The sequence below is a fragment of the Streptomyces sp. NPDC051104 genome (assembly GCF_040682835.1).
In the GTDB taxonomy this organism is placed as follows: Bacteria; Actinomycetota; Actinomycetes; order Streptomycetales; family Streptomycetaceae; genus Streptomyces; species Streptomyces cynarae.
In genome coordinates this window covers 72430-92205 of record NZ_JBFBBS010000004.1, presented here as the reverse complement: position 1 = coordinate 92205, position 19776 = coordinate 72430, and the positions used below count along the sequence as shown (strand labels likewise).

General features: G+C 70.3%; 17 protein-coding genes, 5 tRNA genes and 1 pseudogene. 10 read left to right on the top strand and 13 right to left on the bottom strand.

Annotation, left to right across the window (positions count from 1 at the left end):
- Positions 1–72: 72 nt before the first annotated feature.
- The 3 genes from AB0N14_RS08575 to leuC form a co-directional block, all read right to left on the bottom strand.
- Positions 73–303 (bottom strand): hypothetical protein, encoded by a 231-nt coding sequence (locus AB0N14_RS08575; protein ID WP_366024946.1) that lies wholly within the window; start codon positions 301–303, stop codon positions 73–75.
- A 278-nt stretch (positions 304–581) separates the two neighbouring features.
- Complete coding sequence (leuD, locus tag AB0N14_RS08570) at positions 582–1175, bottom strand: 3-isopropylmalate dehydratase small subunit (protein WP_263232254.1); 594 nt, start codon at positions 1173–1175, stop codon at positions 582–584.
- Between the two features lie 5 nt (positions 1176–1180).
- Positions 1181–2611, bottom strand: coding sequence for a 3-isopropylmalate dehydratase large subunit (leuC, locus tag AB0N14_RS08565; protein ID WP_366024945.1), 1431 nt, complete (start codon positions 2609–2611; stop codon positions 1181–1183).
- Between the two features lie 190 nt (positions 2612–2801).
- Here leuC and ndgR point away from each other — a divergent pair, with 190 nt between their 5' ends.
- Positions 2802–3518: an IclR family transcriptional regulator NdgR gene (gene ndgR, locus AB0N14_RS08560; protein WP_023546516.1), complete on the top strand. Its 717-nt coding sequence runs from the start codon at positions 2802–2804 to the stop codon at positions 3516–3518.
- An 81-nt stretch (positions 3519–3599) separates the two neighbouring features.
- On the opposite strand, the gene AB0N14_RS08555 is transcribed toward ndgR, so the two are convergent.
- Positions 3600–4085: a DUF4188 domain-containing protein gene (locus tag AB0N14_RS08555; RefSeq protein WP_366024944.1), complete on the bottom strand. Its 486-nt coding sequence runs from the start codon at positions 4083–4085 to the stop codon at positions 3600–3602.
- A 96-nt stretch (positions 4086–4181) separates the two neighbouring features.
- On the opposite strand from AB0N14_RS08555, the pseudogene AB0N14_RS08550 reads away from it, so the two are divergent.
- Positions 4182–4373: pseudogene (locus AB0N14_RS08550) on the top strand (transcriptional regulator); the annotation flags it as partial.
- A 46-nt stretch (positions 4374–4419) separates the two neighbouring features.
- Here AB0N14_RS08550 and AB0N14_RS08545 read toward each other — a convergent pair.
- The 9 genes from AB0N14_RS08545 to AB0N14_RS08505 all read right to left on the bottom strand — a co-directional run bounded on the left by AB0N14_RS08545 (position 4420) and on the right by AB0N14_RS08505 (position 8663).
- Positions 4420–4492 (bottom strand) — tRNA-Glu (locus AB0N14_RS08545).
- 26 nt (positions 4493–4518) lie between these two features.
- Positions 4519–4590 (bottom strand) — tRNA-Gln (locus AB0N14_RS08540).
- A gap of 21 nt (positions 4591–4611) precedes the next feature.
- Positions 4612–4684, bottom strand: a tRNA-Glu gene (locus tag AB0N14_RS08535).
- Between the two features lie 23 nt (positions 4685–4707).
- A tRNA-Glu gene (locus AB0N14_RS08530) sits at positions 4708–4780 on the bottom strand.
- A gap of 39 nt (positions 4781–4819) precedes the next feature.
- A tRNA-Gln gene (locus AB0N14_RS08525) sits at positions 4820–4891 on the bottom strand.
- Between the two features lie 91 nt (positions 4892–4982).
- Positions 4983–5714, bottom strand: coding sequence for an HAD family hydrolase (locus AB0N14_RS08520; RefSeq protein ID WP_366024943.1), 732 nt, complete (start codon positions 5712–5714; stop codon positions 4983–4985).
- Positions 5715–5810: 96 nt separating this feature from the next.
- Positions 5811–7286 (bottom strand): glutamate--tRNA ligase, encoded by a 1476-nt coding sequence (gltX, locus tag AB0N14_RS08515; protein WP_366024942.1) that lies wholly within the window; start codon positions 7284–7286, stop codon positions 5811–5813.
- The gene (locus AB0N14_RS08510) at positions 7279–8055 is read right to left on the bottom strand and encodes a fumarylacetoacetate hydrolase family protein (protein ID WP_366024941.1); all 777 of its coding nucleotides are present in this window, start codon (positions 8053–8055) and stop codon (positions 7279–7281) included. Before AB0N14_RS08510 ends, gltX begins: the two co-directional genes overlap by 8 nt.
- 419 nt (positions 8056–8474) lie before the next feature.
- The gene (locus AB0N14_RS08505) at positions 8475–8663 is read right to left on the bottom strand and encodes a hypothetical protein (RefSeq protein WP_366024940.1); all 189 of its coding nucleotides are present in this window, start codon (positions 8661–8663) and stop codon (positions 8475–8477) included.
- A gap of 601 nt (positions 8664–9264) precedes the next feature.
- Here AB0N14_RS08505 and AB0N14_RS08500 point away from each other — a divergent pair.
- The 8 genes from AB0N14_RS08500 to AB0N14_RS08465 all read left to right on the top strand — a co-directional run bounded on the left by AB0N14_RS08500 (position 9265) and on the right by AB0N14_RS08465 (position 19772).
- Positions 9265–13002, top strand: coding sequence for a nitrate- and nitrite sensing domain-containing protein (locus tag AB0N14_RS08500; protein WP_366024939.1), 3738 nt, complete (start codon positions 9265–9267; stop codon positions 13000–13002).
- A 9-nt stretch (positions 13003–13011) separates the two neighbouring features.
- Complete coding sequence (locus AB0N14_RS08495) at positions 13012–13425, top strand: roadblock/LC7 domain-containing protein (RefSeq protein ID WP_103838061.1); 414 nt, start codon at positions 13012–13014, stop codon at positions 13423–13425.
- Positions 13426–13536: 111 nt separating this feature from the next.
- A complete protein-coding gene (locus AB0N14_RS08490; RefSeq protein ID WP_366024938.1) occupies positions 13537–13935 on the top strand; it encodes a DUF742 domain-containing protein in 399 nt (132 codons plus the stop codon).
- Positions 13916–14491, top strand: coding sequence for an ATP/GTP-binding protein (locus AB0N14_RS08485; protein ID WP_046729249.1), 576 nt, complete (start codon positions 13916–13918; stop codon positions 14489–14491). The genes AB0N14_RS08490 and AB0N14_RS08485 overlap by 20 nt, the downstream gene beginning before the upstream one ends.
- 367 nt (positions 14492–14858) lie before the next feature.
- Complete coding sequence (locus tag AB0N14_RS08480; RefSeq protein WP_366024937.1) at positions 14859–18110, top strand: nitrate- and nitrite sensing domain-containing protein; 3252 nt, start codon at positions 14859–14861, stop codon at positions 18108–18110.
- A gap of 10 nt (positions 18111–18120) precedes the next feature.
- On the top strand, positions 18121–18534 hold the full coding sequence (locus tag AB0N14_RS08475) for a roadblock/LC7 domain-containing protein (RefSeq protein WP_055493648.1): 414 nt from the start codon (positions 18121–18123) through the stop codon (positions 18532–18534).
- 97 nt (positions 18535–18631) lie between these two features.
- Positions 18632–19210: a DUF742 domain-containing protein gene (locus tag AB0N14_RS08470; RefSeq protein WP_200422571.1), complete on the top strand. Its 579-nt coding sequence runs from the start codon at positions 18632–18634 to the stop codon at positions 19208–19210.
- Positions 19191–19772: an ATP/GTP-binding protein gene (locus AB0N14_RS08465; RefSeq protein ID WP_366024936.1), complete on the top strand. Its 582-nt coding sequence runs from the start codon at positions 19191–19193 to the stop codon at positions 19770–19772. The genes AB0N14_RS08470 and AB0N14_RS08465 overlap by 20 nt, the downstream gene beginning before the upstream one ends.
- Positions 19773–19776: the final 4 nt, after the last annotated feature.

Genomic DNA, 19776 nt, shown 5'->3' with positions numbered 1-19776 from the left:
TAGGCAGATATATACCGCAAATCAAACACGAAACGGGCTTATCACCCTTGTGCCGCAACAGACTCGGCCGCTTCAGACTTCCTCTTCGGGGATGCGCTCCTCGTCCAGGTCGCCCATGAACCGCTCCAGACGCCGGGCCGCTTCGGCGGGATCATGCTTGGCCGCGGCCGTGATGACCAGCAGCTTCCGGGTCAGCGCCATCCGTACGCCCTCCGGGACTTGCAGTGTGCGCACCCTTGCGTGCGCTTTCTTGAGTTGGCCCGCGACCGCCGTATAGAGCTGGAGTTGGCCGTCGTTGTCCATGCACAGATTGTGCCATCTGGGGCGAGTTGTCGCCCCCGCTGGGGGCAACTGCCGCGCCCCGGAGGCTCTCCGGGCGCCTCGGCGCGTCGCGGTCTCACGATGCGGGTACCCAGGCAATGACCTCTGTAACTGCGGTAGTTGATGACCCTCGCGGCGACCAGCGGCCCCTCCCCGGGGCAGATACGGCTGTACCCCCAACCGTCCACGATTGGGGGTACAGAGCGATACTGCGATGGCCGAAACCAGCTCTTGCGCGAGAGCCGGGTGTCAGACCCGTGTCAGACCTGGAGCGTCCGCGGCTTGTAGGAGGGGCGGCGCGCCTCGTACGCGGCGATGTCGGCCTCGTTCTGCAGCGTGATGGAGATGTCGTCGAGGCCGTTCAGCAGCCGCCAGCGGGAGTTCTCGTCCAGCTCGAAGGCGGCGGTGATGCCCTCGGCGCGAACCTCACGAGCCTCAAGGTCCACAGTGACCTCAGCAGTGGGGTCCTTCTCCGTGAGCTCCCAGAGCGCGTCCACGATCTTCTGCTCGAGGACGACCGTGAGCAGCCCGTTCTTGAGCGAGTTGCCGCGGAAGATGTCGGCGAAGCGGGAGGAGATGACCGCCTTGAAGCCGTAGTTCTGCAGCGCCCAGACGGCGTGCTCACGGGAGGAGCCGGTGCCGAAGTCGGGGCCGGCGACCAGCACCGTGGCGCCCTGCCGCTCGGGGCGGTTGAGCACGAACTCCGGGTCCTTGCGCCAGGCCTCGAACAGCCCGTCCTCGAACCCGTCGCGCGTGACCTTCTTGAGCCAGTGGGCGGGGATGATCTGGTCGGTGTCGACGTTGCTGCGCCGCAGCGGGACGGCCCGGCCGGTGTGCGTGGTGAATGCTTCCATGACTCTCAGACTCCAGCGGGCGTACGAGTGTCGGCGTCGGACAGGTCGGCGGGGGACGCCAGGTGACCGAGGACGGCCGTGGCGGCGGCGACCTGCGGCGAGACCAGGTGCGTCCGGCCGCCCTTGCCCTGCCGGCCCTCGAAGTTGCGGTTGGAGGTGGACGCGGAGCGCTCGCCCGGGGCCAGCTGGTCGGGGTTCATGCCGAGGCACATCGAGCAGCCCGCGTGCCGCCATTCGGCGCCGGCCTCCTTGAAGACCACGTCCAGGCCCTCGGAGACGGCCTGCAGACCCACGCGCGCGGAGCCCGGCACGACGAGCATCCGTACGCCGTCGGCGACTTTGCGGCTCCGGAGGATCGCGGCGGCGGCGCGCAGGTCCTCGATACGGCCGTTGGTGCAGGAGCCTACGAAGACGGTGTCCACCTTGATGGAGCGCAGCGGCTGTCCGGCGTCCAACCCCATGTACTCCAGCGCCTTTTCGGCGGCCAGGCGCTCCGAAGCGTCCTCGTACGAAGCCGGGTCGGGGACGGACGCCGAAAGCGGCGCACCCTGGCCCGGGTTGGTGCCCCAGGTGACGAACGGCGAGAGCGCGGAGGCGTCGATGTGGACCTCGGCGTCGAATTCGGCGTCGTCGTCGGTCCGCAGCGTCTTCCAGTACTCGACGGCGGCGTCCCAGTCGGCGCCCTCGGGGGCGTGCGGGCGGCCCTTGAGGTACGCGAAGGTGGTCTCGTCCGGGGCGATCATGCCCGCGCGGGCGCCGGCCTCGATCGACATGTTGCAGATGGTCATCCGGGCTTCCATCGAGAGCTTCTCGATGGCCGAGCCGCGGTACTCCAGGATGTAGCCCTGGCCGCCGCCGGTGCCGATCTTGGCGATGATCGCCAGGATCAGGTCCTTGGCGGTGACGCCCTCGGGCAGCTCGCCGTCGACCGTGATCGCCATGGTCTTGGGTCGGGCCAGCGGCAGCGTCTGGGTGGCCAGCACGTGCTCGACCTGCGAGGTGCCGATGCCGAAGGCCAGCGCGCCGAAGGCGCCGTGCGTGGAGGTGTGCGAGTCGCCGCAGACGACCGTCGTGCCGGGCTGGGTCAGGCCCAGCTGCGGGCCCACGACGTGCACGACGCCCTGCTCGACGTCGCCCAGCGGGTGCAGGCGGACGCCGAACTCCGCGCAGTTCTTGCGCAGCGTCTCCAGCTGGGCGCGGGAGACGGGGTCCGCGATGGGCTTGTCGATGTCGAGGGTCGGGGTGTTGTGGTCCTCGGTCGCGATGGTGAGGTCGAGCCTGCGCACCTGGCGGCCGCTCTTGCGCAGCCCGTCGAAGGCCTGCGGGCTGGTCACCTCGTGCAGCAGGTGCAGATCGATGTAGAGGAGGTCGGGCTCGCCCTCGGCGCGCCGGACGACATGGTCGTCCCAGACCTTCTCCGCGAGTGTCCTACCCATCGCTTTCCCTCCGGTCGGCAGAGAGTGCACCGACCCAACTAGAGATCTTGGGGTGGCGGCGCCCGTACCCCTGGTTTCCGGGCGTGTGCCGCCGGGCCCGATGGTCCGCGGGCCGCCGTGACATCAAGGGTGGCGCGTTCCCCGAAAAATTGAACTTGCGTTTCACAGAGTGAGACGTGAGTATCGTTGCATGGACAACAGTAGCGGCGTCGGCGTTCTGGACAAGGCGGCCCTCGTCCTGAGCGCTCTGGAGTCCGGTCCGGCCACCCTCGCGGGCCTGGTCGGCGCCACCGGACTGGCACGACCCACGGCGCACCGCCTCGCCGTGGCGCTTGAGCACCACCGTATGGTGGCGCGTGACATGCAGGGCCGTTTCATTCTCGGCCCCAGGCTGGCCGAGCTGGCCGCGGCGGCGGGCGAGGACCGTCTGCTGGCGACGGCGGGCCCGGTGCTGACCCACCTCCGCGATGTCACGGGCGAGAGCGCGCAGCTCTACCGGCGCCAGGGTGACATGCGCATCTGTGTGGCCGCGGCGGAACGCCTGTCCGGCCTCAGGGACACGGTCCCGGTGGGCTCGACACTCACCATGAAGGCGGGCTCCTCGGCACAGATCCTGCTGGCCTGGGAGGAGCCCGAGCGGCTGCACCGCGGACTGCAGGGCGCCCGCTTCACGGCGACGGCCCTGTCGGGCGTGCGGCGCCGCGGCTGGGCCCAGTCCATCGGCGAGCGCGAGCCGGGCGTGGCGTCCGTCTCGGCGCCCGTACGCGGCCCCTCGAACCGCGTCGTGGCCGCGGTGTCCGTCTCCGGCCCCATCGAGCGCCTGACCCGCCACCCGGGCCGTATGCACGCCCAGGCGGTCATCGACGCCGCCGCCCGGCTCTCCGAGGCGCTGCGCCGCTCGGGCTGATCCGGGAGAAGTCAGCGAGGGGCCGGCCTCAACGCCGCGGCAGGCCCCTCCCGCTCCCCCTTCGACGCGCGGACGACGCCCTCAGGAGATGCGCAGCCGGTCGGCGGCCCGGTCGCCCCGGCGGCCGGCCGGCACCACACCCGTGGCCTTGCCCAGGCCGAACTCGGGCATGTTCATGTAGATCGACTCATGGGACCCGGCCGGCACGACGTACGTCTCGTGCCAGAAGCCGACCTTTCCCTTCCCCTCGCGCAGCCGCCGGTTGAAGGCGGCTCGGGCCGGCCGGCGGTTCTTGTCCGGGGCGGCGGCGTAGGCGAGGAGCTTCTCCTTCGACTCCCAGTACTGGACCAGGTACACCTCGCGCACCCCGCCCAACAGGGACTTGTAGCCGAGCAGTCCGCGGTCCTTGTCCCGCGCGAGCTCCGCGAGCATCGGCCCCACGCCCTTGGCCACCGGCCACCAACTGCGCACCGCCGCAAAGCTGTTGGCGCGCCTCCCGATATGGGGGACGACCACCCCCTCCTCGCTCGCAGTGGTCGTGCGCCCTTCGATCGGCTTTCCACTCATGATCTCCCCCGCTCGATCTCATCCAGCCACTGACGCAATTGGATAGCGCTACTATCCACCCTTGCGAGTGGCACTGCCCAAGGCGGGACGCAAGGGGACTTGGAGCCCTACGGGCGGGCGATGGAGCGGATCGCGGTCACCGACCTGGACCCGGTGGAGCGCTACGAGACGCCGGACGAACAGGTGGAGGCCGCCGTGGCACTGACCGTGCTGCACGAACCGGTGCTGCTGAGTCTGCGCCGACTGGCGGAGGCGGAGGAGTCACGCCGCCCGCTCAGCGGGAAGTGACCGACGCGAAAGGGGCCCTCCCGAGGGAGGGCCCCTTTCGACTGCGTACCCCCGACCGGATTCGAACCGGCGCTACCGCCTTGAGAGGGCGGCGTGCTAGGCCGCTACACAACGGGGGCGTGGATCATGCGTTTCCGCAGATCAGCTGGTCTACCTGGACTCGAACCAAGACTAACTGAACCAGAATCAGTCGTGCTGCCAATTACACCATAGACCAAAGGTGGCTTAGACCTTTCAGTACCCCCGACCGGATTCGAACCGGCGCTACCGCCTTGAGAGGGCGGCGTGCTAGGCCGCTACACAACGGGGGCCCATGTGATCCTGGAAGGATCCGTACCCCCGACCGGATTCGAACCGGCGCTACCGCCTTGAGAGGGCGGCGTGCTAGGCCGCTACACAACGGGGGCTTGCGGATGAGATCCGCAGGTGCAGATGAGCTCTGCGAGCTGGCCTACCTGGACTCGAACCAAGACTAACTGAACCAGAATCAGTCGTGCTGCCAATTACACCATAGGCCACTGGAACGCAAGCCCCTGAGGGGATCTTGTTCTAGTTCTGCGCTGCTGGGTTCCGGCCTTTCGGCCCGCTCCCCGCGGCGCAGGAAGAACATTACCTGAAGGTGGACGGCGCTCCAAAACGGGTATCGGCGCGGAGGATCGCGGGGAGTTCGGCGAGGGACGAGATCCGGTGGGGGGCCTCGGTGGCGTCTCCGCTGATGAGCGCGGTGTCACGGCAGATCCAGACCGACAGCAGACCCGCCTCGGCGGCGCCCCGCCCGTCGATCTCCGGATGGTCGCCGACGTACGCCACCTGGTGGGGGGCGAGCCCCAGGGCCTCGCAGGCGGCGCGGAAGGCCCGGGCGTCCGGCTTGGATACGCCCAGCTCGGCGGCGCACAGCACGGCCTCGAAGCGGTCGCGGACGCCGAGGGTGCGGAGCTTGTGCTCCTGGACGTGGACGCTGGAGTTGGACAGCACGGCGTGTCGGTGGCTGGCGGCGAGGGCGTCGAGGACGGGCAGGACGTCCGGGAAGAGCGCCCAGGCGGCCTCGTAGAGCTCCCGGTACCGCCGGAACCAGGCGTCGGCCTCGTCGTCGGTCAGGCCCTTCCCCAGAAAGACCCGCACCCGGTCGCGCCGCTGCCCCTCGAAGGAGACCTCCCCCGCCGCGTACCGCGCCCACTGGAGGTCGGTGATCTCGCGCCACCGCGCGAGTGCCGTCTCCACGGCCCCGAAGCCGTCGAGCAGCCCCTCGGCCGCCAGATGGGCACGCATTCCGGCACGGTCGGCGGTGGTGTAGTCGAAGAGGGTGTCGTCGACGTCCCACACGACAGCTCTGATGGCCATGACAGCGACGGTACCGCCACAGCGGTCGGGGATCCGGGGCTACGGCGAGGGGGCGGCACCCGGTCCGGGTGCCGCCCCCTCGCGTTCCTACGACCGTCAGGCCGCCAGTCGCGCCAGCGCCGCGTCGATGCGCGCGATCGTCTTCTCCTTGCCCAGGACCTGCAGGGACTCGAAGAGGGGCAGGCCGACCGTGCGGCCGGTGACGGCCACGCGGACCGGGGCCTGGGCCTTGCCGAGCTTGAGGCCGTGCTCCTCGCCGGCCGCCAGCACGGCGTCCTTCAGCGACTCCGGGCTGCTCCAGTCGGCCTGGAAGAGCTTGGCGCGGGCCGTGGTCAGCAGGGCGTCGGAGCCCTCCTTCATCGCCTTCGTCCAGCTCGCCTCGTCGAACACCGGCTCCGGGAGGAACAAGAAGTCGACGTTGTCGGTGATCTCGGACAGGACCTTGACGCGGGTCTGCGCGTGCGGGGCGATCGCCTGCCACTTCGCCTCGTCGAAGTCCTCGGGCGCCCACGGGGCGAACGGGGCCTTCAGCCACGGCCGACAGCGCTCGGTGAAGTCCTTCACGTCGAGCAGCCGGATGTGGTCGGCGTTGATCGACTCGGCCTTCTTCAGGTCGAAGCGGGCCGGGTTGGGGTTCACGTTCGCGATGTCGAAGGCGGCGACCATCTCGTCGATCGAGAAGATGTCGCGGTCGGGTGCGAGCGACCAGCCCAGCAGCGAGAGGTAGTTGAGCAGGCCCTCGGGCAGGAAGCCCCGCTCACGGTAGAGGTTCAGCGACGACTGCGGGTCGCGCTTCGACAGCTTCTTGTTGCCCTCGCCCATCACGTACGGCAGATGGCCGAACTCGGGCACGGCCTTGGCGATGCCGAGCTCGATCAGCGCCTTGTACAGGGCGATCTGCCGCGGCGTGGAGGAGAGCAGGTCCTCGCCGCGCAGGACGTGGGTGATCTCCATCAGGGCGTCGTCGACCGGGTTGACGAGCGTGTAGAGGGGGGCGCCGTTGGCGCGGACGATGCCGTAGTCCGGCACGTTCTCCGGCGTGAAGGTCAGCTCGCCGCGGACCAGGTCGGTGAAGGTGATCGGCTCGTCGGGCATGCGGAAGCGGACGATGGGCGTGCGGCCCTCGGCCTCGTACGCCGCCACCTGCTCGGCGGTCAGGTCGCGGCAGTGCCCGTCGTACCCGGACGGCTTCCCGGCGGCGCGGGCGGCCTCACGGCGGGCGTCCAGCTCCTCCGTGGTGCAGTAGCAGTGGTAGGCGTACCCGCCGTCCAGCAGCTTCTTCGCGACGTCCTTGTAGATGTCCATCCGCTGGGACTGGCGGTACGGCGGGTGGGGGCCGCCGACCTGGGGGCCCTCGTCCCAGTCGAAGCCCAGCCAGCGCAGCGAGTCCAGGAGCTGGACGTACGACTCCTCGGAGTCGCGGGCCGCGTCCGTGTCCTCGATGCGGAAGACGAACGTGCCGCCGGTGTGGCGGGCGTACGCCCAGTTGAACAGGGCGGTGCGGACCAGGCCCACGTGGGGGTTGCCGGTCGGGGACGGACAGAAACGTACGCGGACGGAGCCGTTAGCCACGCTTGATCACCTTGTTGGTGAGAGTGCCGATGCCTTCGATGGTGACGGCGACCTCGTCGCCGACGTTGAGGGGGCCGACCCCCGCGGGGGTGCCCGTGAGGATCACGTCGCCGGGGAGCAGCGTCATGGCCTCGGAGATGTTGACGATCAGGTCCTCGATCGAGTGGATCATCTCGCTCGTACGGCCGAGCTGGCGCTGTTCGCCGTTGACCGTGAGCTGGATGGTGAGGTCGCTCGGGTCGACGTCGGTCTCCACCCAGGGGCCGAGCGGGCAGGAGGTGTCGAAGCCCTTGGCGCGGGCCCACTGCTTCTCGCGGCGCTGGACGTCGCGCGCGGTGACGTCGTTGGCGCAGGTGTAGCCGAGGATCACGTCCTTGACGCGCTCGCGCGGGACCTCCCGGCACATGCGGCCGATCACCACGGCCAGCTCGGCCTCGTGGTGCAGTTCCTGGGAGAAGGAGGGGTAGGCGATCTCGTCGCCGGGGCCGATCACCGAGGTGGACGGCTTGAAGAAGGCGAACGGGGCCTCGGGGACCTCGTTGCCCAGCTCGCGCGCGTGCTCCGCGTAGTTGCGGCCGAAGGCGACGACCTTGTTGGGGAGCACCGGCGGCAGCAGCCTGACCTTGCTCAGCGGGACCTTGGTGCCGGAGAGCTCGAAGTCCGCGAACGGGATGCCCTTGATGATGTCGAGGACGAGCTCGTCCGGCTTGTCACCCTCGACCGCGCCGAAGGCGACGTTCCCGTCGATGGAGAATCTGGCGATGCGCACGGGATCCTTGCGCCCCTTAACTGAGCTGGCTGGAGTCTGACGCTCCAGGCTAACGCGGCAGGGGGCGCGCACCTCGCGCTTTATGGGCACCACGGGTCCGATACGGGATCGGCGGGACGCCTCCGGCGTACGGGTCGGTGGACGCCGACAGGCCGTACGGGTCGGCGGGACGCCACCAGCCCGACGCGTGGCCGACGGGACGCCATCGGACCCGTCCGGATCGGCGGCCACCGCCGAACCCGGGCGTCTTCGGCGGGCACCGCCGGACCCCTGCGTGATCGACGGCACGCGTCGGGAGACGATCAGCCGCCTGCCAGTGGTGAGCGGCCGCACACCGGGCGCCCTGGATCCGGCACGGCATACGCGGGGCGCCCCACGATCCCCTCGCCCCGTTGAGCGTGCGGCGCCCGCCGCGCGTACTACTGCGCGACGGTGGCCTGGACCGGGACCTCCATGAGGACGGTGCGCTTGGGATTGGCGGTCTGGGTGGGAAGGTCGACGGAGTGTTCCGGGGTCGCCGGCGCCTGCAGCTCCTCGGCGTCGGTGAGGTGCACCAGCGTCGTCCGCCGCGGGTTCGCTATGGTGCGGAACATCATCGTGGTCTTCACTGTTGTCGTTGACCTCGTCGTTGCGGGCGCCGGGCGGGCCTCAAGGGCCGTCGCCGGGGCGCGGGTTGTCGGATTCGCCATCCCTGTAAAGCGTCAGGCTAAACATCCAATTCCCACGCAAAGCCCTGAATAGGGTCTGATCACCGTGTGAGTTTGCTCACTGATCGACAGACAAAAGGGGCAATCGACATCACCAACCTGCGTCAGCGAAACGGACATTGTTCCACTGAAGCCCGCATTCCGCTCCTGATCATGGCGACTGGGACACCGGGCAAGCGTCAACACCTCGTCCGCATGCGCCCGTTATGTGCGGGATCACTTTCTACGTCCGGTGACGCTCCCCTCACAGGGTGTCACGGTAGTCACACGGTCGCCCGTTGGCCTTGTTGGAGATCCGGCACTGTGCTGGAATTCCACGGACCGCCGCGGGATCGCACCGGCGCACAGGGGGCGCAACGCAGCGCCGAAGAGCGGCGGGAAGGGGGAGCCAGCGCCGGTCACTCACGACCACCCGGGGAGCGCATTCAGGGCGCCCCCCACAACGCCGACACCGTCCCGCCGCTCGCGCGGAGGGGCGCCTGGTCCAGAGGTTGCGACGCTAGTGCAGGGACGTTTCAAGAGGGATGGCAGCGCTTCGGCGGAGCCGGAGCCGCGCGGCGGGACCGACCGCGGTTCCTCGCCCCAGCGCGCCCAGAACCCGGGACCGGCACCGGCCGCCGGCGGCCCCGAGCGGCCCGGGCGCGCCGGCGCGCCCACGCTCGGCACATCGCCCACGCCGCCCCCCGCGCCCGCGGCACCCAAGGGCAGCGCTCCCCCGGTCGACGCCGGTTCACGCATGGCGCTGCGCAACTGGCGCATCTCCACGCGCCTGGTGTCGCTGCTGGCGCTCCCCGTGGTCGCGGCGACCTCGCTCGGTGCCCTGCGCATCAGCGACAACGTGGACCAGATCCAGCAGCTCGACAACATGAAGCTGCTGACGGACATGACCCGGCAGGCGACGCAGCTCGCGGAGGCGCTCCAGGACGAGCGTGACCAGTCCGCCGGTCCGCTCGCCCACAGCGGGACCGCGAGCGACTACACGGTCAAGGGCGTCCGCGACAAGACCAACCGCGCCCGCTCCGCCTTCCTGGAGGGCACCCAGGAGATCGGCGACGCCTCCGGCAGCGGCCAGCTCTCGGGTGTGCGCGACAGCATCGTCGGCATCGCGAGCGAGCTGAACAACCTCAGCGCGATACGCGCGAACGCCTACAAGGACCCGCAGAACTCCACGCAGACGGTCGAGGCCTACCACCGTCTGATCACCGGGCTGCTCAGCCTGTCCCAGGACATGGCGCAGGCCACCAGCAACCCGGAGATGATCCAGCGCACCCGCGCCCTGTCGGCCTTCTCCGCCGCCAAGGAGTACGCGTCGGTGCAGCGCGCGGTGATCGCGGCGGCCCTGCCCGCGAGCAACACCACGTTCGGCCATCTCTCCGAGAACGACCGCCAGTACGCTCTCTCGGCCCTGGAGAGCCAGGACTCCGAGCTGGACAGCTTCCGCAGCATCTACGGCGACGGCGCCGAGGACCTGACGAAGCCCATCGACCAGGGCAGCCCGACGATCGAGGCCGCCGACCAGTACGCCGGCCGCGTGCTGAAGAGCTCCACCGGCCTGCAGTCGCAGGACAAGCGCTCGTACAAGGACTGGATCGACGACGACTCGACCAAGATCCAGCAGATGAAGAGCATCGAGGGCACGCTCCTGGAGCAGATGGAGCAGAAGGCCCGCGAGCTGAAGAACGTCTCGCAGCGCGAGGCGATCATCTCCGGTGCGCTGATCCTCCTCGTCCTCGGTGTCTCCCTCGTCGGCGCCTTCGTCGTGGCCCGCTCCATGATCCGCTCGCTGCGCCGGCTGCAGGAGACCGCGACCAAGGTCGCCCAGGAACGCCTGCCCGAGCTGGTCAAGCAGCTGTCCGAGTCCGACCCGCAGGACGTCGACACGTCCGTGCAGTCGGTCGGTGTGCACTCCCGGGACGAGATCGGCCAGGTGGCCGCGGCCTTCGACGACGTGCACCGCGAGGCGGTCCGCCTCGCCGCCGAGCAGGCCCTGCTGCGGGGCAACGTCAACGCGATGTTCACCAACCTCTCGCGCCGCTCCCAGGGTCTGATCCAGCGCCAGCTGTCGCTGATCTCCGAACTCGAGTCCCGCGAGGCCGACCCGGACCAGCTGTCCTCGCTGTTCAAGCTCGACCACCTCGCGACGCGCATGCGCCGTAACGGTGAGAACCTCCTCGTTCTCGCCGGTGAGGAGCCGGGCCGCCGCTGGACCCGCCCGGTCCCGCTGGTCGACGTGCTCCGCGCCGCCGCGTCCGAGGTGGAGCAGTACGAGCGCATCGAGCTGGCCGCCGTGCCGACGACCGAGGTCGCCGGCCGGGTCGTCAACGACCTCGTGCACCTGCTCGCCGAGCTCCTCGAGAACGCCACCTCGTTCTCCTCGCCGCAGACCAAGGTCAAGGTCACCGGTCACGCGCTGCCCGACGGCCGGGTCCTGATCGAGATCCACGACACCGGTATTGGTCTGTCGCCCGAGGACCTCGCGGCGATCAACGAGCGGCTCGCCTCGCCGCCCACCGTCGACGTGTCGGTGTCCCGCCGCATGGGTCTGTTCGTGGTCGGCCGTCTGTCGCAGCGCCACGGCATCCGCATCCAGCTGCGCCCGTCCGACTCCGGTGGTACGACCGCGCTGGTCATGCTCCCGGTCGACGTCGCCCAGGGCGGCAAGAAGCCCGCCCCGGGCAAGCCGGGCCAGGGCGCCCCGCACAGCGGTGGCCCGGCCGCCGCGCAGGCCGCCGCCGGCGCGGCCGCGGCCCGTCGCCAGGCGCAGCAGGGCAACCGGTCCGCCGGTGGCCCCGGACTCGACGCCGCCCCGGAGCGTGGACAGGTGGGGGCCGGTCAGGGCCCGCGCGCCGCGCTGCCCGGCGCCTTCCCCGGCGCCTTCCCCGGCGGACCGCAGGCCCCCGCCTCCCCGCAGGGCCGTCCGGCCCCGGCGGGCGCGGGCACCGGAGCCTTCGGGCAGAGCGGCCCGCAGGGACTGCAGGCGGCCCCGCCCTTCCAGGAGCCCGGTTCCCGGCAGGGCGGCTTCGGTGACGGCGGCCCGGGTCTGCGCCCGGCCGGATTCGGCGACAGCGCCCCCGTACCGCCTCAGCAGCAGCAGTCGCAGCGGCCCAAGGAGCGCGGTGGCCGTCGCCGTCCGCAGCTGCCCGGGCGTGGCGGTCCGCGGCCGGAGCTGCCCGGTGCCGGCGCGCAGCAGCGCACGCCGAGCTGGAGCGACGAGGACGCGCAGCCGCCGGTGCCGCGCGCCTCGCTGGACGCCCCGCGCGGCCACGAGGAGCCGGACCCGCTGACCTCGACCTCGCCCATGCCGCGGATCGACGACCGTCAGGGCCCCGGTTCGACGGCGGAGATCCCGCGCGTCGACGACCGCCAGCAGTTCCCGCGGATCGACGACCGTCAGGGTCCCGGTTCCACCTCCGAGTTCCCCCGGCCGGACTTCAACGCCCCGCGCCCCGCCGCCAATGCCGCGGACAACGGGCAGTTCGTCCGCTCCGACGTCTTCGGCGCCCCGGGCGCGGGCGGCCCCACGGGCCACTACCCGGCGGCCGGACAGGGCCAGGAGACGGGCCACTTCCCGGCGCCCGGCCGCGCCCAGGGCCCGGCTCCGACGGGCCAGTTCGCCCCGCAGGGCTACGACGGCTCCGGCACGGGCCAGTTCGCGGCCCCGGGCTTCGGCAACCGCCAGGACCCGTCGTCGACCGGGCAGTTCGAGCGTCCGCAGGCGGGCGGTGACGCCTACGGCGCGCACCGGCCGCCGACCCCGCAGCAGCCTCAGCGTCGCCAGGAGCCCGAGGCCCTGCCGCCGGCGGCGGGCCCCGGCGACGGGCGTACGCCGCTGTACGACACGCTCGAGACCAACTGGTTCCGCGAGCGGCAGCAGGGCGGCGCCTCCACGCCGCCGCAGGCCGCCCCCCAGGCCCAGCCCTCCCCGGGTCCGCAGCGTTCGGCCGGTTCGGCCTGGCGGACCTCCCCGAACGACGAGCTCGTCCGCCAGGCCGAGCGCGTGCGGCAGCCCGCCTCCGGCGGGGTCACCACCTCCGGTCTGCCGCGCCGGGTCCCGCGCGCGAACCTCGTGCCGGGCACGGCCCAGCAGCAACAGCACCACAGCGGTCCGCAGGTCTCGCGCGCCCCCGACGACGTGCGCGGTCGGCTGACCAATCTCCGACGGGGCATCGCCCAGGGTCGCCAGGCCGGTACCGGCCAGACCGGCAGCTTCCCCAGCCCCACTCACCAGCAGGAGCGTTAGTTGAGCCCGATGAGCCAGGCGGCACAGAACCTCAACTGGTTGATCACCAACTTCGTGGACAACACCCCCGGGGTGTCCCACACCGTCGTCGTGTCCGCCGACGGTCTCCTGCTGGCGCTGTCCGAGGGCTTCCCGCGTGACCGCGCCGACCAGCTCGCGGCCGTGGCCTCCGGGCTCACGTCGCTGACGGCAGGAGCCTCCCGGATCTTCGAGGGCGGCACCGTGGCACAGACCGTCGTCGAGATGGAACGCGGCTTCTTGTTCCTGATGTCCATCTCGGACGGCTCGTCCCTCGCCGTGCTCGCCCACCCGGAGTGCGACATCGGCCTGGTCGGCTACGAGATGGCGCTCCTGGTCGACCGCGCGGGCGCGGTACTCACCCCCGACCTGCGCGCCGAGCTCCAGGGCAGTCTGCTCCACTGACCGGCCCCGGTACCACCCACCTCACGCAATCACCGTCAGGCCGCCACAGTCCCCCCACCGGCCCCGTCAGACGGCTAGCCCGACCGACTTGCTGTCCCGCCCGGAGGATTCATGACCCCGCCCACCGCCTCTCACGATCCGTACGCCGAGCCGTACGGGGACGAGGGCGACCAGCCGCTGGTCCGTCCGTACGCGATGACGGGCGGCCGGACCCGGCCGCGCTATCAGCTCGCGATCGAGGCGCTGATCAGCACCACGGCCGACCCGGCCCAGCTGATGGGACTGCTGCCGGAGCACCAGCGGATCTGCCACCTGTGCCGCGAGGTGAAGTCGGTGGCCGAGGTGTCGGCGCTGCTGGCCATGCCGCTCGGTGTGGCCCGGATTCTCGTCGCGGACCTCGCCGAGGCCGGACTCGTCGCGATCCACCAGCCGGGTGGCGACGAGAGCAACGGCGGCGCGCCGGACGTGACACTGCTCGAAAGGGTGCTCAGTGGACTTCGCAAGCTCTGACGGAGGGCGGGCGACCACCTCCGCGAAGATCGTGGTGGCGGGCGGCTTCGGCGTGGGCAAGACCACGTTCGTCGGCGCCGTCTCGGAGATCAACCCGCTGCGCACGGAAGCCGTCATGACGTCTGCTTCGGCGGGCATCGACGACCTCACCCACACCGGGGACAAGACCACCACCACGGTGGCGATGGACTTCGGCCGTATCACCCTCGACCAGGACCTGATCCTCTACCTCTTCGGCACTCCGGGCCAGGACCGCTTCTGGTTCATGTGGGACGACCTGGTCCGCGGCGCGATCGGCGCGGTGGTGCTCGTCGACACCCGGCGCCTGGCCGACTGCTTCCCCGCCGTCGACTACTTCGAGAACAGCGGCCTGCCCTTCGTGATCGCACTCAACGGCTTCGACGGGCACCAGCCGTACACGCCCGAAGAAGTGCGGGAAGCGCTGCAGATCGGCCCGGACGCCCCGATCATCACGACCGACGCCCGGCACCGTGCGGACGCGAAGAGTGCGCTGATCACGCTGGTGGAACACGCGCTCATGGCCCGTCTGCGGTAGATCAAGTCGGCGGCACCATACGCCAGTTGTCGTAGATCACCGAGCGTCGGCTGTGGCGTTTGACACGGTCGGCCCCGGTGTTCATAACGTTTCGACAGAGAAATTCGGTGGTACCGACACACCGCGCGGTCGGTCGGTACCGCTGTGCTCACAAGAGCCCCGCCTTTTGGCGGGGCTCGCTCTTTATGACCGTTTTATCTAGGGCATCCGGCCTCCGGAATCCTCGATTCCAAGTGTTTGGAATCGAGGATGCTGACGTGCTGGAATGCCTGAACTGCCCATTGGTCAAAGACGTACATGTCTCAGACAGGGCTCTGGAGACACCGCGGCACGACGCAGGTGCCGTCGCCGAGAGGTTGTTGGTCGAGTGAGGCGAAGCAAGAACGGTCCCGAGCCGTCGGCACGGGGCAACTTCACCCCGCCGCCGCGCGGAGCGGCACCCGCACAAGTGCCCGGCCCGGAGCCGACGGCTCTCCCGCCCAGCGGCAGCCGCTTGTCCCCGCGCAACTGGCGCGTGCCGACCAGGCTGAACGCGATCCTGCTCATACCCGTGCTGGTCGGCCTGGTGATGGGCGGCTTCCAGGTGAAGAGCTCGATCGACACCTGGCGGCAGGCGCGGGACGCGGAGAACACGGCCCGTCTCGTCCAGGCGTCCCTGACCTACGCCAACGCGCTCATCACCGAGCGCGACGTCAGCACCACACCCCTCCTCCAGGGCAAGGGCCAGAACGACTCGACGGTCGTCCAGGCACGCGGTGCCACCGACCAGGCCGCCAAGGTCTTCGACCAGGCAGCCCAGAACATGCCCCACAAGTCGGGCCTGGAGCGCCGCCTCTCCATCTTCCGCGAGGCCGAGACCAAGCTGCCGGCGCTGCGCCAGGGCGCCTACACCTCCGCCCTGAGCGGGGTGCAGACCGAAGAGGGCTACGTCCAGGTCCAGCACCCGCTGATGGAGTTCGCCAACGAGCTCGGTCTGGGCACCGGCAACATCACCAGCTACGGCCGGACCGTCTACGCCATCTCGCTGACAAAGGCCGCTCTGTCCCTGGAGCGCTCGATCGGTATGCACATGCTGATCAAGCCCGGCACCTCGGACACCAGCCTCGCCAAGCAGCGCGTCGCCCTGTCCTCGTACGCCTACCTCGAGGGCATCGCCGTCGAGGAGTACATCGGCGGCGGTACCCAGGCGGACGCCGACAAGCTCACGGTCCTCCAGAAGAAGATCCAGTCCGACGGCGCGGCGATGGCCCAGCAGGCCAGGGCCAAGGACCCGAGCTACGTACCCCCGCCGTCCGACCCGACCAAGATGGTCTCGGCCCTGGCCTCACTGCCGTCCACAGACACCACCGCCCGCGCCGCGCTCGCCCAGCAGGGGATCACGCCGCAGAACTGGTGGGCGGTCACCACCCTCAAGTTCGACGCGTACCGCCAGATCGAGTCGGACATGGCCGACAAGGCCGTGGCGGACGCCTCGGCCATCGCCGACAACGCCAAGCAGTCCGCGTTCGTCACCGGCGCCATCGTCGTCGTCGCCCTGCTCGCCGCGTTCATCATCGCCGGCCTCATGGCCCGCCAGATGAGCCGCTCGATGCGCCAGCTGCGCAACGCGGCCTTCGGGGTCGCCGAGCAGCGCCTGCCGATGCTGGTCGACCAGCTCTCGCGCACCGACCCCGGCCGTGTCGACACCCGGGTCGCGCCCATCCCGATCTCCTCCACGGACGAGATCGGCGAGGTCGCCCGCGCCTTCGACCAGGTCCACCGCGAGGCCGTCCGGCTCGCCGCCGAGCAGGCCCTGCTGCGGGGCAACATCAACGCGATCTTCACCAACCTCTCGCGCCGCAACCAGTCGCTGATCGAGGGCCAGCTGACCCTGATCACCGAGCTGGAGAACAACGAGGCCGAGCCGGACCAGCTGGAGAACCTGTTCAAGCTGGACCATCTCGCGACCCGTATGCGCCGCAACGGCGAGAACCTCCTCGTCCTCGCCGGCGAGGAGCCCGGCCGCCGCTGGGACCAGCCCGTCCCGCTGATCGACGTGCTGCGCGCCGCCTCCTCCGAGGTGGAGCAGTACGAGCGCATCGAGCTGTCCGGCGTCCCGGAGGCCGAGATCCACGGCCGCGCCGTGACCGACCTCGTGCACCTGCTCGCGGAGCTGCTGGAGAACGCCACGACGTTCTCCTCGCCGCAGACCAAGGTCCGCGTGACCGCGACCCGTCTCCCCGACGGCCGCATCATGGTCGAGATCCACGACAAGGGCATCGGCCTGACCGCCGAGGACTTCGCGGACATCAACCACAAGCTGGCCAACCCGCCGACCGTGGACGCCGCGATCTCGCAGCGCATGGGCCTGTTCGTGGTCGGCCGGCTGTCCGACCGGCACGGCATCCGGGTCCAGCTGCGCCCCTCGGGCGAACAGGCCGGCACCACCTCGCTGGTCATGCTGCCCGACGCCATCACCCACGGCGGTGGCGGCGAACAGCCGCTGGACCGCGACGAGTTCACCGTCTCCCAGATCATCCCGCAGCAGGCCTTCCAGGGTGAGAGCTTCGACGGGCAGCCGCTGCGGACGGCGGCGGAGCTGGGCTTCGACGACAGCCGCTACACCGAGGTCCCGAACGACGTACGGGAGTTGGACCCCGTCGGCCGCTCGCTGATGCGCGAGGAGCGCCGTGCGGCCCTGGAGGCTCAGGTCCAGGGCACGAACCGGCAGCAGGAGCCGCAGGAGAGCGATCGGACCGCTCCCCCGTACCAGGACGGCTTCGAGACGCAGCAGCCCGCGTACGGCGACGGACAGCACGCGTACGGCGACGGGCAGTCCCCGTACGACAACGGGCAGCACGCGTACGAGGAGCAGCGGGCCGCGTACGACCAGCCGACGGCGTACGCGGATCCCCAGCAGACTTCGTACCAGGATCCGTACTTCTCCCAGAACGGCGGCCTGCCGCAGAACGACGGCTTCCCGTCCGGTGGCGGCTACCCTGAGCCCGCGTATGCGGAGCAGGTACCGGAGGGCCGTACGGCGGACCGGTCCGCCCCGACGGAGACGTTCTCCGCCTTCGAGGAGTCGCCGTACCAGGACAACTGGCCCCAGCGGGACGACTTCCAGAACGGCTACCGCTCCGAGTACGCTCCCGAACCGGAATCCGCGCAGGCCGGTGACGTAAGTGAGCGGGACCGCGTAGGCTCCGACCGTCCGGGACCGGCCCCCTCCGCCGGCCACGAGCTGACCGATGCCGGACTGCCCCGCCGCGGCTCCACCGCGAACGGCACCGCCGGTCGGCCCCAGCCCGTGACCCAGGATCCGCCGGCGGCTCCGGAGACGGGCGGCGACTGGCGCTCCGCGAACGACGAGCGGTGGCAGCAGGCAGCGCAGCTCCGGAAACCCAAGGCGGGCGGGGTCACCGCTTCCGGTCTGCCTCGACGGGTGCCCAAGGCGAACCTGATCGAGGGCGCCGCGGAGGCGACCCCGCAGGGAGGCCCCCAGGTCTCCCGTGCCCCCGAGGACGTCAGGGGCAGGCTGAGCAACCTGCGCCGAGGCGTCCAGCGGGGACGCCGAGCAGGCAGTGAAACGAACGGCCAGGGCTTCGGTCCTGACAGCACCTACAACCAGGAGCGTTAGTGTGAGCCCGATGAGCCAGGCGGCACAGAACCTGAACTGGTTGATCACCAACTTCGTGGACAACACCCCCGGGGTGTCCCACACGGTGGTGGTCTCCGCCGACGGACTCCTTCTGGCGATGTCCGAAGGCTTTCCGCGCGATCGCGCCGACCAGTTGGCGGCCGTCGCCTCCGGTCTGACCTCGCTGACCGCGGGCGCCTCCCGCATCTTCGAGGGCGGCAGCGTGAACCAGACGGTTGTGGAGATGGAGCGGGGATTCCTCTTCATCATGTCCATTTCCGACGGTTCGTCGCTCGCGGTTCTCGCACACCCGGACGCGGACATCGGCCTCATTGGTTATGAGATGGCGCTTCTGGTCGATCGTGCCGGTACGGTCCTGACTCCGGACCTTCGTGCGGAGCTCCAGGGCAGCCTTCTCAACTAGAAGACGGACGGTGCGTTTGAGCGTCCCGGGGCCGTAAGGTTTCGGGACGCGGCTTCCACAGGTTTGGGTGCCCGGCGCAGTCGGAGGAGGAGAGAACGTGGCAACACCCCCAGGCGGTTCGCCTACCGGCAACTGGTCCTACGGCCCCGGTCAGGGCCCGGGCCAGGGTGACCAGAACCGGTACGACTTCCCCTCCGCGCCGGGCCAGTGGCGGCAGCCGTACGCGCCGCAGGGCCCCCAGGGTCCGTCGCCGTACGACCAGCCGCCTGCACCGCGTATCCAGCCCGTGCAGCCGCAGCGCCGCTCCCCCGAGCCGGCGCCCGCCGGGTCCTCGAACAACCCTCTGGTGCGTCCGTACGCCATGACGGGTGGCCGCACCAGGCCGCGCTACCAGCTCGCCATCGAGGCGCTGGTGCACACCACCGCGCAACCGCACCAGATGCAGGGCCAGTTGCCCGAGCATCAGCGCATCTGCAACCTGTGCCGGGAAATCAAGTCGGTGGCCGAGATCTCGGCCCTCCTCACGATCCCTCTCGGCGTGGCCAGGATCCTCGTCGCCGACTTGGCGGAGGCGGGCCTGGTCGCCATCCATCAGCCCGGCGGCGACGAGAACGCCGGCGGCCAGCCAGACGTGACACTGCTCGAAAGGGTGCTCAGTGGACTTCGCAAGCTCTAGCGGCGGTCCTTCCCGCTCCACCACCTCCGCGAAGATCGTGGTGGCGGGCGGCTTCGGCGTGGGCAAGACCACGTTCGTCGGCGCCGTCTCGGAGATCAACCCGCTGCGCACGGAAGCCGTCATGACGTCTGCTTCGGCGGGCATCGACGACCTCACCCACACCGGGGACAAGACCACCACCACGGTGGCGATGGACTTCGGCCGTATCACCCTCGACCAGGACCTGATCCTCTACCTCTTCGGCACTCCGGGCCAGGACCGCTTCTGGTTCATGTGGGACGACCTGGTCCGCGGCGCGATCGGCGCGGTGGTGCTCGTCGACACCCGGCGCCTGGCCGACTGCTTCCCCGCCGTCGACTACTTCGAGAACAGCGGCCTGCCCTTCGTGATCGCACTCAACGGCTTCGACGGCCAGCAGCCGTACTCGCCGGACGAGGTCCGGGAGGCCCTCCAGATCGGTCCGGACACGCCGATCATCACGACGGACGCGAGACATCGGGCTGACGCCAAGTCCGCCCTGATCACCCTGGTGGAGCACGCGCTGATGGCTCGCCTTCGCTAGGCGG

Excerpts from the sequence above, each read along its gene's own strand:
- AB0N14_RS08575 (WP_366024946.1), bottom strand. The coding sequence starts at position 303 with ATGGACAACGACGGCCAACTCCAGCTCTATACGGCGGTCGCGGGCCAA.
- leuD (WP_263232254.1), bottom strand. The coding sequence starts at position 1,175 with ATGGAAGCATTCACCACGCACACCGGCCGGGCCGTCCCGCTGCGGCGC.
- leuC (WP_366024945.1), bottom strand. The coding sequence starts at position 2,611 with ATGGGTAGGACACTCGCGGAGAAGGTCTGGGACGACCATGTCGTCCGG.
- ndgR (WP_023546516.1), top strand. The coding sequence starts at position 2,802 with ATGGACAACAGTAGCGGCGTCGGCGTTCTGGACAAGGCGGCCCTCGTC.
- AB0N14_RS08555 (WP_366024944.1), bottom strand. The coding sequence starts at position 4,085 with ATGAGTGGAAAGCCGATCGAAGGGCGCACGACCACTGCGAGCGAGGAG.
- AB0N14_RS08520 (WP_366024943.1), bottom strand. The coding sequence starts at position 5,714 with ATGGCCATCAGAGCTGTCGTGTGGGACGTCGACGACACCCTCTTCGAC.
- AB0N14_RS08495 (WP_103838061.1), top strand. The coding sequence starts at position 13,012 with ATGAGCCAGGCGGCACAGAACCTCAACTGGTTGATCACCAACTTCGTG.
- AB0N14_RS08490 (WP_366024938.1), top strand. The coding sequence starts at position 13,537 with ATGACCCCGCCCACCGCCTCTCACGATCCGTACGCCGAGCCGTACGGG.
- AB0N14_RS08475 (WP_055493648.1), top strand. The coding sequence starts at position 18,121 with ATGAGCCAGGCGGCACAGAACCTGAACTGGTTGATCACCAACTTCGTG.